Origin of the sequence: Thiopseudomonas acetoxidans, assembly GCF_030362935.1 — a bacterium.
GTDB classification, from domain to species: Bacteria; Pseudomonadota; Gammaproteobacteria; order Pseudomonadales; family Pseudomonadaceae; genus Thiopseudomonas; species Thiopseudomonas acetoxidans.
The window spans coordinates 47,278-59,675 of sequence record NZ_JAUCDY010000001.1; the positions used below are offsets into that span (position 1 = coordinate 47,278).

Here is a 12,398-nt window from a genome sequence, read left to right on the forward strand (position 1 = left end):
TTCGTATGCCTCGCTGCTTGAGCATCACTAGCGATAATTACACTCCCAAGGCTTCCCTAATAAACTGGCAAATTAGCTAGATGAAAATAAAACAACGTAGTCAAAGCTTATCGCTAAATTTATTGTACTGGACTTTTTTTACTGCGTTAGCAGTGGGAATTGTGCTGAGTGTTTTACAGGTGGTTTATGCCGCTGCTCATGCGCGTGAAACTATTGAGCGCGATGGGCAACGCACTTTAACTATGTTTGCAGAGCCCGCGCGGCAAGCGCTTTATAACCTGGACGCGGAAATGGCGGGTCAGGTAGTTAAAGGTTTGCTACAGCATGAGGCGATTCGTAAAGTCACCATTGGTCACCCGCAAGAGATGGCTTTAGCTGAACAAGAACGCCCTTTGCAGCAGGGGGTATATCGATTCATCACCGACCCTATTTTTGCCCCACAACAAATATTTACTCTAGCGCTTGAAGGGCAGCAAGACGATCAGCTGGAGTACTACGGTAGAATAGAGATTGTTATCGATACAGCGCCTTACGGTGGCGTCTTTGTCCAAGAGGCGGTGATAGTATTTATCTCGGGCGTTTTGCGTGCACTGCTACTGGCGTTAGTGTTCCATCTGATTTATCGCGCCCTGCTCACCAAACCCTTAGCCGATATGATGGAAAATATTTCCAATATCAATCCGGATCGACCCAGTCAAAGCAAGCTTAAACCGATCAAGGGCCATGAAAATAATGAGTTGGGTGTTTGGATTCAAAAAACCAACCAGCTCTTTGCCTCGATTGAGCGCAACACATACTTGCGCCACGAAGCTGAAAGTAACCTGATGCGGTTATCACAGATTGATTATTTAACGGGCTTACCAAACAGGCAGGAGTTACAGTTATATCTTGAGAAAGCCCTGCTACATGCGGAGTCAGCCAATAACTCTGTAGCCATTATGTGCGTCGGCTTGGATGGTTTTAAGGGTGTCAACGAGCGCTATACGTACCAAACAGGTGATTGGCTTCTAAATGCTTTTGCTCAGCGCATTGCAACGCACTTTGCTGATGATATAAAGCTTTTTTCCCGGCTGGGTGGCGATCAGTTTGTCGCGCTGCAGGCTGATGTTGAGCATCCTTACCAATCCGCGTCTTTAGCGCAAAAAATTCTTAAAGCCTTAGAACTTCCTTTTGTCATAGCGCCTAGCGCTGAGATCGGAGAGGTGAAAATATGCTTAAGCGCCACCATAGGTATTGCGCTGTATCCGGATGATGCCGAAGATGCGGAAAATCTTATACAAAAAGCTGAGCAAACCATGATGCTCGCTAAGTCTGGCTCACGTAATCGCTATCAGTTTTACATTGCCAGTATTGACCGAGAAATGCGTAAGCGTCGGCAGCTGGAAAACGACTTAAAAGAAGCAATCGGCAAAGGACAGATGAATGTGGTGTACCAGCCACAAATTTGTTACAGCACGGGCAAGTTTTTTGGCGCAGAAGCCCTGTTGCGCTGGCAGCACCCTGAGTTTGGTTGGATTGCACCCGATACTTTTATCCCACTGGCTGAGCAAAGTGGCAGCATTGTTGCTATTGGTGGATGGGTGCTGGAGCAGGTATGCCAGCAGCTGACAACCTGGCTGAAAGAAGAAAACATGCAGGGCTTTAAGGTAGCGGTAAACCTGTCCACCGTGCAGCTTCATCATACGAGTTTGGCAGTGCAGGTGGCGCGCTTGCTTGAGGTGCACCAGTTGCCGGCAGGTAGCTTAGAGGTCGAGGTGACTGAGACGAGCCTGATGCAGGACGTAAATGCAGCCAAGCGCAATCTACAGGCACTAAGAAATATTGCCGTCAGCATTGCCATCGATGACTTTGGTACGGGTTACTCTTCATTAAGCTACTTGAAAAGTATGCCGCTGGATAAAATTAAAATTGACCGCAGTTTTGTGCAGGATGCCTTAACCAGTGAGGATGATGCCACCATAGTGCGTGCTATCATTCAGCTAGGGCATAGTTTAGGGCTAAAAGTATTGGCTGAAGGGATTGAAACCAAAGAAATGGAAGACTTTGTGGTCAGTTTAGGATGCGATGAAGGCCAAGGTTATTATTACAGCAAGCCAGCATCTCCTCTGATTATTGGTCAGCTGTTAAAGGACTATGCACTAGCCCGCAGGTAAAAACTGCTGCATAATCTACCTGTAGCGTTAAGCCCGCGATTACGCAGCAAAGCGCTGAAAACGTATTTTTTGGTTTCTTGCAATGCATATTCAGTTAAACGGTAAAGCATATCCTCTGCCACAACAGCTAACCCTTGCGCAGCTTCTAGAGCAGCTAGAACTGACGGGAAAACGCTTGGCTGTTGAGGTTAATTTGGCAATAGTGCCGCGCAGCCAGCATGAGCAGCATGTGCTCCAAGCGGGTGATAAAGTCGAGATCGTACATGCGATTGGTGGCGGCTAAAGCCAGATAAAACGTCCCTAGCGACATTCCTACCGCCACAAAAGAGAAACAGCTAATGCACAGCACGAATACACAGCAAAATTTTACTATTGCTGGAAGAACCTTCGACTCCCGGTTGCTTGTGGGCACGGGTAAATACAAAGACTTAGAAGAGACGCGCCTAGCTATTGAAGCCTCAGGTGCGCAAATTGTTACCGTAGCTGTACGCCGCACTAACATTGGCCAACATGCTAACGAGCCTAATTTGCTAGATGTAATCAGTCCTGATAAATACTGCATCTTGCCCAATACAGCCGGCTGCTATGACGCTGAGGATGCAGTGCGCACCTGTCGTTTGGCGCGTGAGCTTCTGGATGGCCATAATCTGGTTAAGTTGGAGATTTTGGCTGACGACAAAACACTTTTTCCCAACGTAGTAGAAACGTTAAAAGCGGCACGTGTGCTGGTGGATGAAGGTTTTGATGTCATGGTTTATACCAGTGATGATCCCATCATTGCTCGCGAGCTAGAGGCAGTTGGCTGCATTGCAGTGATGCCTTTGGCTGGTTTGATCGGCAGTGGTTTAGGTATTTGTAATCCTTACAATCTGCGCATCATTTTAGAAGAAGCCACAGTTCCTGTATTAGTCGATGCCGGTGTGGGTACAGCGTCAGACGCCACTATTGCAATGGAAATGGGTTGTGCAGCTGTGTTGATGAATAGCGCTATTGCACTTGCGCAGCAGCCGATATTGATGGCCGAGGCCATGCGCCATGCAGTGATTGCGGGTCGTCAGGCTTACCTGGCTGGTCGTATGCCAAAACGTCTGTATGCCAGCGCGTCATCCCCCTTAACGGATTTAATTTAACACCTATGAACAATCAGGACGTCACGCAAAGACGTGAAATTAAAAGCTATGTGATGCGCGCAGGGCGTATGACCCCTGGACAAGAGCGCGGTCTCGAACAGGGTTTGCCGCGCTATGGCTTACGGCTAGAAGAAGGCGTGTTACAACCGCAAAAGGTTTTTGGTCGTCAAGCACCGCTGACCTTAGAAATAGGTTTTGGCATGGGGCAGTCGCTGCTGCAAATGGCAAAAGAAGCGCCTGAACAAGACTTTATTGGTGTTGAGGTGCATCGTCCGGGTGTGGGTGCCCTGTTAAGTGGCATGCTCACCGATGCAGTAGACAATGTGCGTATTTACAGCTGTGATGCCATTGAGGTATTAAATCAATGTGTTGCCGATGAAAGCCTCGACCGTGTGTTGCTGTTTTTCCCGGATCCATGGCATAAAAGTCGTCATCATAAGCGTCGTATCGTGCAACCTGCTTTCGCTGCTTTAGTGCATAAAAAACTGAAACAGGGCGGGGTTTTGCATATGGCGACGGACTGGGAGCCTTATGCTGAACACATGCTTGAGGTGATGAATGCGGCGCCGGGGTATAAAAACTTATCAGTGGATAATACCTGGGTAGCACGCCCAGCAGAACGTCCGGTGACAAAGTTTGAAAAGCGCGGAACGCGTTTAGGGCACGGAGTTTGGGATTTAAAATTTACTAAAATAACAGGTTAAACATTAAACTAACAGGGATGTAGTCTGAGCAATTAAGTGTTTATTTGCTCAAGGAGTTGGTATGAAATGGCTGGCTAAGAGTAATTTAAGGCTGTTGATTGTCGGATTAGTCTTATTAAGCACACTGCTGGCTGTGATTAATATGTTTATTGCTAGTGCAAAGGTGCAAAAGCAATCATTAATCGATAATACCTTGCAGCACAATGAAGGATACGCCACCAAACTGGCGCAAATGCTTCAGATAACGATTGAAAATGCGCAGCAAGAATTGATACTTAGCGCGCGTTCTATGGCTAAAAGTTGGAGTGATGCTAAACAGGTGCAGCAGGATTTGCTTGGGTTGTCGGAGCAAAGCAGCTTGTTTAACTCCATGCATGTGGCCAGCAGCGAGGGTTTGGTGTTAGCTGCCTCAAATAATATCTCACAATTAACTGGGCGCAAGTTGCTAGGCTTAGGTCATCAGCAAGCCCTAACCATGCGAGTGGCTTGGGTTAGTGAGCCTTTTATTTCTCAGCTGGATAATTTACTGGTGACTTTGACGGCGCCTATATATACGGCGGATGGTCAGTTTGTTGGTTATTTAGCAGGCAACGTCTACCTTAAACATAACAATTTGTTGTCGCGCATTATTGGTGAGCACTATCAAAAAGACGGCTCCTATGTGTACATCATTGATCGGCAAAAACGCCTCCTGTATCACCCAGAAAAAAAGCGTCTTGGTATACCTACCTACACTAATCCGATGTTGGACACGGTACTCAAAGGCATACCGGGACATCAAGTGGTGGTCAATAGTGTAGGCGTGGAAATGCTAGCCGGCTACGCCTATGTGCCTGTTGCTGGCTGGGGCTTGGTTTCACAACGACCAACAAAGGCGGTGCTGGATGCCCATGAAGGACTTATGCAAAAAATAATGCTCACCAGCATGCCGATGAACTTTGCCATGCTGGTGGTGATTTGGATTTTTTCTGGACTTATCTCTAAGCCGCTGAAGGTGCTGGCGCGTAACGTTAAAAAAATGACTTTACGCAGTACGATCGAAAAAGTGGAGAATTTAAACGCTTGGTATTATGAGGCGCAGCAATTAAAACAGGCATTTTTGTTGGGACTGGAAAACATTCACGATAAAGTCGATAAGCTACAGCATGATGCGGATATCGACCCATTAACTGGTTTAAATAATCGCCGCTTACTTGAGCAGGTGCTCGACACTTTCCTGATTACCAACACTTCATTTTGTGCCATCACTTTTGATATTGACCATTTTAAGAAAGTAAACGATAACTATGGTCATGCGGCAGGTGATCAGGTGCTCAGAGAGCTTTCAGCTATAGTTTTGGACAGCTCCCGTGAGAATGATGTATGCATCCGCTTGGGTGGAGAGGAGTTTTTAATTCTCATGACTCACTGCAAGCTTGAGTTGGCTGTCAGAGTTGCTGAGCGTTTGCGTGCTGCCGTGATGGAACATAGCTTCACAGATGTGGGTTCAGTTACTATTTCGCTGGGCGTAGCTGCGTGGCCTGAGCATAATAAGACTCCGCAAGAAATATTAAGAATCGCTGACAAAAGGCTTTATCGAGCCAAGAACCTAGGGCGAAATCAGGTATGTTGCAGCGACAGTTAAATGTTTAATTGCGATCCGCAAACACACCTATCAAGATAAAAATAAGCAATAAAGCCGGGGCAAGGGTGTAATTGTTAAACTGCGCCAAGCCTTTGGCGAGCCAAGGGGTAAGGAAAATCATTGCTAATCCAAACCCAAATGCACAGACCAAAATAAAAATAAGCGTGCGCAAAGCAAAGTTTAAATGACCAATAGTGCGTTTTAACCAGCGGTTGATTGCCGGACCTACTAACACTAAAAAAGCCGCCATTAACGCCAAAGAGATATCGCTTAAATGAGTGCGGCACCACTTAGATAGCAGCAAAACGAAGTCAGTAATCATATCCATATAAAGTCCTTAGTTCGAAGACGTCAAAAAGATCTGTAACAGATCATTTAAAAATAATGCGCCTTGCTCGGTGGCGGCAAGCCGCCGTGGGTTGGAAAGCATTAAGCCCTTGCTTTGTGCTTGTTCCCAGCTCTCGAGCAACAGATTTAAGGGTAGCCCGGTGCGTTGAGTAAATAGTTGACTGGGTACACCTTGGGACAAGCGTAATGCATTCATTAAAAACTCAAAGGGTAGTTCAGAGTTGTTAAGTAGTTGCTCTCCGGCACGGCGTTGATTGTTTAAATAATCGTTAGGCTGGCGCGTTTTCCAATAGCGTAGAATACGCCCATCAAGCGAGCTGATTTTGCCATGGGCACCAGCACCTATGCCGATATAGTCGCCAAACTGCCAGTAATTGAGGTTATGTTGCGCTTGCTTGTTTGGCTTGGCGTATGCAGACACTTCATACTGTATAAAACCCTGTTCTGCTAACAGTGCTTGCCCAGCTTGTTGAATATCCCACAGGCTGTCATCTTCTGGCAGTACTGGCGGTTGATTCCAAAATACGGTGTTGGGTTCGATGGTCAGTTGATACCAAGAAATATGGTTAGGTTGCAGCTCTATGGCGCAGGTTAAATCTGCCAGTGCTTGTGTCAGATCTTGTCCGGGCAAACCATGCATCAGGTCTAAATTAATGTTGGTAAAGCCAGCACGCTGCGCTATTGCCACGGCTTGTTGTGCTTCGTTGGCATTATGCAGACGACCCAGTTGCGTCAGGTGTTGGTCATTAAAGCTTTGGACGCCGATGGATAGGCGATTAATACCCAGTTGGCGATAGGCGGCAAACTTGGCTTGCTCAAAGGTTCCGGGATTGGCTTCTAAGGTGATTTCTATAGCATCTTGCCAAGGCAGCACATCTTGGATGCCAGCTAATAGGCGGGCAAAGGCAGTAGCAGAGAATAGGCTGGGTGTGCCGCCGCCAATAAAAATGGAGCTTAATGGACGGACAACGATATGTTCCAGCTCTAGCTGTAGATCGCTTAGGAGTGAATCGACGTAGGCGTTTTCAGGCAGTCGTGTGGGTGTTGTGTGGGAATTGAAGTCGCAATAAGGGCATTTACGCACGCACCATGGGATATGCACATAAAGAGACAGTGGCGGTAAGTCCGCAAAGGGGAGCCTTGTACTGTCAGTACTGATTAGTTGACTCATAAGCCCAGACGTTGGCGCAACTTGTGCATAGCTTGAGCGCGATGGCTGAGTTTGTTTTTGGTGGACGCATCAAGTTCGGCGCTGCTGCAGTTTTGTTCAGCAACAAAAAAGAGCGGGTCATAGCCAAATCCATGTTCACCCTGTGGGGCATGCAAAATTCTGCCCTGCCAAAAACCCTCACATACAATCGGCAGCGGATCATCAGCATGCTGCACCAACGCCAGCGCGCACACAAACTGTGCGCCACGTTGCTCATCAGGTACGCCAGCTAAAGCGGTTAATAGCTGTTGATTGTTGGCCGCATCGTTATTTTGTCCAGAGTAGCGGGCAGAACGAATGCCGGGAGCGCCCTGTAGGTAATCTACCGCCAGACCAGAATCATCAGCCAAGGCCGGAAAGCCGGATACTTTGGCGGCATGACGGGCCTTGAGAATAGCGTTTTCAATAAAGGATAAGCCGGTTTCTTCAGGTTCTTGCTGACTAAATTCGCTGACGGAGCGCACTTTAAAGTGCGCCCCTAGCATCGCCTGTAGTTCTTTAAGTTTGCCTTGGTTATGACTGGCTAAGACGAGGGTTTTCATAAATCAGGAAAGACTTCTTGGTTGAATTTTATTTGGTGTGGTTTTTGTTGCCCGTCAGTAACCTGAATATCGAATTTCAGCAGCTCACGGCTATCAATGGGGAACTGGGCAATGTAGTAAACGGCAACGCCCTCATCGATTTCTTTAAATTTGAGTGGCTGGATTTGACCTAACAAATTAGTTAGCGTGCCTGTTACTTGGCCTTTTTCACCTTGCCCTGCGCGCACCAAAGAAATATTCAACACGGCGACATTTTTACTGCGCTCAAGATTAGTGGCTTTAGCGACCTCAGGCTGCATAAAGCTTGAATTAAACACAATGTAGTGAATATCAAGATCACCAGAGTTGTATTTTTGCTCAGCGAACAGTGGATTGCTTAAGAGTAAAGCAAAGCACAGAAAGAATAGTTTACGCATGGGGATTTCCTCAGTTAAGCCAGTTTAACGACATTTCGAGCCACTCGATAAATGCCGATTTCACCCAACATATTCGGCCATAAGCGACTACCTAAATTGTTACGGTGTAGTCTATCTACGGCAAGTCGATCAAGCACTTGCATCTGCATTTCATGACAGAGCGCCTCAAAGTCCTTAAAGGTGCAAAAATGTATGTTGGGCGTGTTGTACCAAGTGTATGGCATAAAATCAGACACCGGCATACGCCCTTTGGTTGCAAGATACCAACGACAACGCCAGTGTCCAAAATTAGGGAAAGTAATAATACAGGTGCGACCCACACGTAGCATTTCTTGCAGGATTTTGTCGGGGTAATGTACCACCTGCAGTGCTTGTGTCATGACCACTACATCAAAACTATTATTGGCAAAATTGCTCAAGCCCTTGTCGAGGTCTTGTTCAATAACATTGACGCCTTTTTCAATACAGGTATTGATTTTGTCGGCGTCAATTTCCAGCCCATAACCCGAGACGTTTTTATGCTCTTTTAACCAAGCTAGCAGCTCACCGTCACCACAGCCTAGGTCTAACACATGGCTGTTCTCGGGAATCCATTGTTGAATAATTTCTAAATCTGCTCTCATAGCTTGTTTAAATCTCAATACGGTTCATATAACTGCTAAAGGCTTGTAAATAGCGGGCAATGGGCATTAAAAATGCGTCATGCCCTTGGGGTGCGTCTATTTCTACAGAAACAACATTTTTTTTGGCTGCAATGAGTGCATCGGCAATTTCCTTAGAGCGTGCTGGGGAAAAGCGCCAGTCGGTAGTAAAGGAAATCAGATAAAAACTGGCTTGTGCGTGGGCAAATGTTTTGGCTAAATTCCCATCATGCACAGCTGCCGGGTCAAAATAATCTAAGGCCTTGGTCATGATTAAATAGGTGTTGGCATCGAAACGGCCGGAAAATTCTTCACCTTGATAACGTAAATAACTTTCGACCTGAAACTCAACATTATTCACATCAAAGTTCAGCTGAGAGGTTTTTAATTCGCGACCAAATTTAGTGCCCATGGAATCGTCGGATAGATAGGTAATATGACCGACCATGCGCGCAAGTTTTAAACCGCGTTTAGGGGTGGTGCCATGTTCAATAAAGAAGCCATCTAAAAAATCAGGGTCACTAAGAATGGCTTGGCGCGCCACCTCATTAAAGGCAATGTTTTGCGCGGATAGTTTGGGCGCTGCTGCAATCGCAACGCAATGGCGGATGCGCTCTGGGTAGCTGATACTCCACTGCAGTGCTTGCATACCACCAAGGCTTCCACCCACAACAGCGGCCCACTGTTCAATGCCCAGCCTGTCTGCTAAGCGAGCTTGACTGTGAACCCAGTCTTCTACCGTTACCATAGGAAAATCAGCACCGTAGATTTTTCCGGTTTCCGGGTTACGACTGCCAGGGCCAGTAGAGCCATTACAGCCGCCAAGATTATTTAAACTGACGACGAAGAATTTGTTGGTATCTATGGCTTTGCCCGGGCCGATACAGGTGTCCCACCAGCCCGGTTTACGATCCTCAACGCTGTGGTAACCCGCTGCGTGATGGTGTCCCGATAACGCATGACAAATCAGCACCGCATTGCTGCGCTGCTCATTCAGCTCGCCATAGGTTTCATAAATAATTTCGTATTCATTCAGTTGCCGGCCACAGGCCAAGGCTAACGGCTGATCAAAGCGTGCCACTTTAGGGCTGACCAGCCCTACTGAGTTTTCAGAAAAAACGAGGGCCACCTAGTACTCCATTAGCTTAATTTAGGCTGACTTCTTGGCTGGGGGTGTTCTGCGAATAATGCCGTGGAACTGACGTTGTTTCACAGCTACCCTAGATCAAGTTCAGCGGGATAGTTTACCGGATTAATAATGCGAACGCGTTTTTGCCGACTTAGCTCGCCACTTTCAATGGTGATTGCCTGTTTACTGACGGCAAACAGCTTGCTTAAAAAGCGTACCAGCTCGCTATTGGCTTTGCCCTCTACAGGTGGGGCTTGCAGTCGAATTTTCAAGCGTTCGCCATGTACGCCAGCCAGCTCACTTTTCTTAGCACCTGGCTGGATATGGCAGGCTAAGATTAAGTCTTGATTATCCCAGCGTGCGTATTGTGTCATAGAAACGGGCTAATAAGGGTGCGTATTGGGCCGACTAATCCAGTACTTTTCGCCACCGCTTCGATCACAAAGCGATCAAAAAGGTTGAGTGCGATAAAGGCAAAAATGGGCGAGATATCAATACCGCCCAAGTCCGGCAACATTCGGCGGATAGGAGCTAAAACGGGTTGGCACACTTGGTGTATCAGCTGAGCAGCAGGATTAAAGCTGCTGGGTGCTACCCAGGATAAAATAATGCTGATAATTAAGGCGAAAAAGAAGATTTTCATAAACAATGCGCTCAGGCTTATCAAAACCCAAATAGCTAAACGCAACAGAATATCGAGCGCGGGCGCGCCTGCTAACATAAGTACTGCAATGGCTAACGCCATATGCACAAAAAAAGCCAATGCCAAAGCGGCTAAATCCAGACCCGCAACGCCGGGAATAATTTTACGCAAAGGTGTTAGCAAAGGTTGCGTGACCTTCACTACAAACTGGCTAATAGGGTTGTAGAAGTCAGCACGTACCAGTTGCAAAATAAATCTGAGCAACACCACAAAAATATAGAGCTGTCCTAGGGTTTGTAAGATGTAGATAAATGCTTCGTTAAGTGCAGACATAGAGACCTTCTTAATCAGTAAATTGCTGTGCTAGCTCAGCCGAACGTTGCGCTGCCGCTGCAAGTGCCAAGGATACAATAGACTCAAAGCCTGCAGCTTGGAAGCGGCGAATAGCTGCCTCAGTGGTGCCCTGTGGCGAGGTTACTTGTTGGCGTAACTCGGCTGCAGAGAGCGGGCTTTCGCATAGCATGCGCGCGGCACCTAAAGCCGTTTGTTGCGCCAACTGTTTAGCGGTATGTTCATTAAGGCCTAATTTAACCCCAGCTTCTACCATGGCTTCAACTAACAAGAAGAAATAAGCCGGACCACTGCCAGAAACAGCAGTCACCGCATCTATTTGCTGCTCTTCAGATAGCCACACTGAAGCACCTACGGAGTTTAGAATGTGTTCGGCGGCTTGTTTTTGAGCTGTGCTTACCGCCTCAGCGGCAAATAACCCGCTAATACCCTGTTGCACTAATGCCGGTGTGTTGGGCATGCAGCGGACAATGCTTTGGTGTTGCAGCCATTGCGCTAAACTGGCTGTGGTGATACCGGCGGCAATTGAAATAATGAGTTGCTGCGCCGTCAACTGCTGTGCAAGAGACTCACAGACTTGGCGCATAATCTGTGGTTTAACTGCCAAAATAATAATATCGGCACCCGCACAAGCCTGTTGGTTGTCAGCAAAGGTTTGAATGTTAAATTGTTGCGCGATCTGTGCGCGGCGCTCAGCGCTGGGTTCGCTGGCGCAAATATGCGCTGCAGGCGTACCCTGAGCTAATAAACCGCCGATCAGGCTGCTGGCCATATTGCCTGCGCCAATAAAAGTGATTTTGTTCATGGTTGGATTAATTCCTTTGCCCAAAAATAGCTGTGCCAATGCGGATGCAGGTTGCACCTTCAGCAATAGCGGCTTCTAAGTCATCGCTCATGCCCATAGATAGGGTATCCAATTGCAAACCAAGTTGCTGATTAAGTTCCTGCATCAATAGATTGGTCTGCCTGAATGCGGCCCGTTGTTCAGTAAAGTCAGTACTAGGCTGCGGAATGATCATCAGCCCGCGCAGTGTCACATTGTCTAAATTCTGTATTGCAGAGGCAAGCTCTGTGAGTTCGTCAATGGCGCAGCCAGACTTAGTTGCTTCTTGGCTAATGTTAACTTGCACGCAAATGTTAAGGGGCGGCAGGTGGGCAGGGCGTTGTGCAGAAAGCCGTTGGGCAACTTTTAACCGATCTACCGTATGCACCCAAGTGAAATTCTCGGCAATGGCTTTGGTTTTGTTCGATTGAACCGGGCCCAAAAAATGCCAAGTAAGTGGCAAATGCGTGAGTTGCGCTTGTTTTTCTAATGCTTCTTGTAGATAGTTTTCACCTATATCGAACAAGCCAGCCTCATGGGCCTGAGCAATGGCTGATGCTGAGTGAGTTTTGCTTACTGCTAATATTTTTATGCCGTCAGCTGAGCGCTGATAGGTAGCCGCAGCAGAGCGTATCTGATTACGCAATTTATTAATGTTATCTGTTATTGTAGACATAATTTAAG

At 47.1% G+C, this 12,398-nt stretch carries 15 protein-coding genes; 5 read left to right on the forward strand and 10 right to left on the reverse strand.

What is annotated here, in order from left to right:
- Positions 1-161 precede the first annotated feature (161 nt).
- From QEZ41_RS00215 to QEZ41_RS00235, 5 genes are all read left to right on the forward strand, one after another.
- Positions 162-2,153, forward strand: a complete 1,992-nt coding sequence (locus QEZ41_RS00215; protein WP_289409278.1) for a putative bifunctional diguanylate cyclase/phosphodiesterase — start codon at positions 162-164, stop codon at positions 2,151-2,153.
- Between the two features lie 82 nt (positions 2,154-2,235).
- Positions 2,236-2,436: a sulfur carrier protein ThiS gene (gene thiS, locus QEZ41_RS00220; RefSeq protein ID WP_289409279.1), complete on the forward strand. Its 201-nt coding sequence runs from the start codon at positions 2,236-2,238 to the stop codon at positions 2,434-2,436.
- A gap of 55 nt (positions 2,437-2,491) precedes the next feature.
- The gene (locus tag QEZ41_RS00225) at positions 2,492-3,283 is read left to right on the forward strand and encodes a thiazole synthase (RefSeq protein WP_289409280.1); all 792 of its coding nucleotides are present in this window, start codon (positions 2,492-2,494) and stop codon (positions 3,281-3,283) included.
- A gap of 5 nt (positions 3,284-3,288) precedes the next feature.
- Positions 3,289-3,987, forward strand: a complete 699-nt coding sequence (gene trmB, locus QEZ41_RS00230) for a tRNA (guanosine(46)-N7)-methyltransferase TrmB (protein WP_289409281.1) — start codon at positions 3,289-3,291, stop codon at positions 3,985-3,987.
- Positions 3,988-4,048: 61 nt separating this feature from the next.
- A complete protein-coding gene (locus QEZ41_RS00235; RefSeq protein ID WP_289409282.1) occupies positions 4,049-5,611 on the forward strand; it encodes a sensor domain-containing diguanylate cyclase in 1,563 nt (520 codons plus the stop codon).
- A gap of 4 nt (positions 5,612-5,615) precedes the next feature.
- On the opposite strand, the gene QEZ41_RS00240 is transcribed toward QEZ41_RS00235, so the two are convergent.
- The 10 genes from QEZ41_RS00240 to QEZ41_RS00285 all read right to left on the reverse strand — a co-directional run bounded on the left by QEZ41_RS00240 (position 5,616) and on the right by QEZ41_RS00285 (position 12,390).
- Complete coding sequence (locus tag QEZ41_RS00240; RefSeq protein ID WP_289409284.1) at positions 5,616-5,939, reverse strand: DUF3392 domain-containing protein; 324 nt, start codon at positions 5,937-5,939, stop codon at positions 5,616-5,618.
- Between the two features lie 9 nt (positions 5,940-5,948).
- Entirely contained in the window at positions 5,949-7,130 is a 1,182-nt protein-coding gene (gene hemW / locus QEZ41_RS00245) for a radical SAM family heme chaperone HemW (RefSeq protein ID WP_289409287.1), read from the reverse strand.
- A complete protein-coding gene (gene rdgB, locus QEZ41_RS00250) occupies positions 7,127-7,711 on the reverse strand; it encodes an RdgB/HAM1 family non-canonical purine NTP pyrophosphatase (RefSeq protein WP_289409288.1) in 585 nt (194 codons plus the stop codon). Before rdgB ends, hemW begins: the two co-directional genes overlap by 4 nt.
- The gene (locus QEZ41_RS00255; protein ID WP_289409290.1) at positions 7,708-8,127 is read right to left on the reverse strand and encodes a DUF4426 domain-containing protein; all 420 of its coding nucleotides are present in this window, start codon (positions 8,125-8,127) and stop codon (positions 7,708-7,710) included. Before QEZ41_RS00255 ends, rdgB begins: the two co-directional genes overlap by 4 nt.
- A gap of 14 nt (positions 8,128-8,141) precedes the next feature.
- Positions 8,142-8,750: a methionine biosynthesis protein MetW gene (gene metW / locus QEZ41_RS00260; RefSeq protein ID WP_289409292.1), complete on the reverse strand. Its 609-nt coding sequence runs from the start codon at positions 8,748-8,750 to the stop codon at positions 8,142-8,144.
- Positions 8,751-8,757: 7 nt separating this feature from the next.
- The gene (gene metX / locus QEZ41_RS00265) at positions 8,758-9,897 is read right to left on the reverse strand and encodes a homoserine O-succinyltransferase MetX (RefSeq protein ID WP_289409294.1); all 1,140 of its coding nucleotides are present in this window, start codon (positions 9,895-9,897) and stop codon (positions 8,758-8,760) included.
- Positions 9,898-9,983: 86 nt separating this feature from the next.
- Positions 9,984-10,271 carry a DUF167 family protein gene (locus QEZ41_RS00270; protein ID WP_289409295.1) on the reverse strand — a complete coding sequence of 96 codons (288 nt, stop codon included), beginning with the start codon at positions 10,269-10,271 and terminating at the stop codon, positions 9,984-9,986.
- On the reverse strand, positions 10,268-10,873 hold the full coding sequence (locus QEZ41_RS00275) for a YggT family protein (protein ID WP_289409297.1): 606 nt from the start codon (positions 10,871-10,873) through the stop codon (positions 10,268-10,270). Before QEZ41_RS00275 ends, QEZ41_RS00270 begins: the two co-directional genes overlap by 4 nt.
- 10 nt (positions 10,874-10,883) lie before the next feature.
- Entirely contained in the window at positions 10,884-11,696 is an 813-nt protein-coding gene (gene proC / locus QEZ41_RS00280) for a pyrroline-5-carboxylate reductase (RefSeq protein WP_289409299.1), read from the reverse strand.
- A 7-nt stretch (positions 11,697-11,703) separates the two neighbouring features.
- A complete protein-coding gene (locus QEZ41_RS00285; protein WP_289409301.1) occupies positions 11,704-12,390 on the reverse strand; it encodes a YggS family pyridoxal phosphate-dependent enzyme in 687 nt (228 codons plus the stop codon).
- Positions 12,391-12,398 lie beyond the last annotated feature (8 nt).

Excerpts from the sequence above, each read along its gene's own strand:
- rdgB (WP_289409288.1), bottom strand. The coding sequence starts at position 7,711 with ATGAAAACCCTCGTCTTAGCCAGTCATAACCAAGGCAAACTTAAAGAA.
- metW (WP_289409292.1), bottom strand. The coding sequence starts at position 8,750 with ATGAGAGCAGATTTAGAAATTATTCAACAATGGATTCCCGAGAACAGC.
- QEZ41_RS00270 (WP_289409295.1), bottom strand. The coding sequence starts at position 10,271 with ATGACACAATACGCACGCTGGGATAATCAAGACTTAATCTTAGCCTGC.
- QEZ41_RS00255 (WP_289409290.1), bottom strand. The coding sequence starts at position 8,127 with ATGCGTAAACTATTCTTTCTGTGCTTTGCTTTACTCTTAAGCAATCCA.
- QEZ41_RS00285 (WP_289409301.1), bottom strand. The coding sequence starts at position 12,390 with ATGTCTACAATAACAGATAACATTAATAAATTGCGTAATCAGATACGC.
- QEZ41_RS00240 (WP_289409284.1), bottom strand. The coding sequence starts at position 5,939 with ATGGATATGATTACTGACTTCGTTTTGCTGCTATCTAAGTGGTGCCGC.
- hemW (WP_289409287.1), bottom strand. The coding sequence starts at position 7,130 with ATGAGTCAACTAATCAGTACTGACAGTACAAGGCTCCCCTTTGCGGAC.
- proC (WP_289409299.1), bottom strand. The coding sequence starts at position 11,696 with ATGAACAAAATCACTTTTATTGGCGCAGGCAATATGGCCAGCAGCCTG.
- QEZ41_RS00235 (WP_289409282.1), top strand. The coding sequence starts at position 4,049 with ATGAAATGGCTGGCTAAGAGTAATTTAAGGCTGTTGATTGTCGGATTA.
- thiS (WP_289409279.1), top strand. The coding sequence starts at position 2,236 with ATGCATATTCAGTTAAACGGTAAAGCATATCCTCTGCCACAACAGCTA.
- trmB (WP_289409281.1), top strand. The coding sequence starts at position 3,289 with ATGAACAATCAGGACGTCACGCAAAGACGTGAAATTAAAAGCTATGTG.
- QEZ41_RS00275 (WP_289409297.1), bottom strand. The coding sequence starts at position 10,873 with ATGTCTGCACTTAACGAAGCATTTATCTACATCTTACAAACCCTAGGA.
- QEZ41_RS00225 (WP_289409280.1), top strand. The coding sequence starts at position 2,492 with ATGCACAGCACGAATACACAGCAAAATTTTACTATTGCTGGAAGAACC.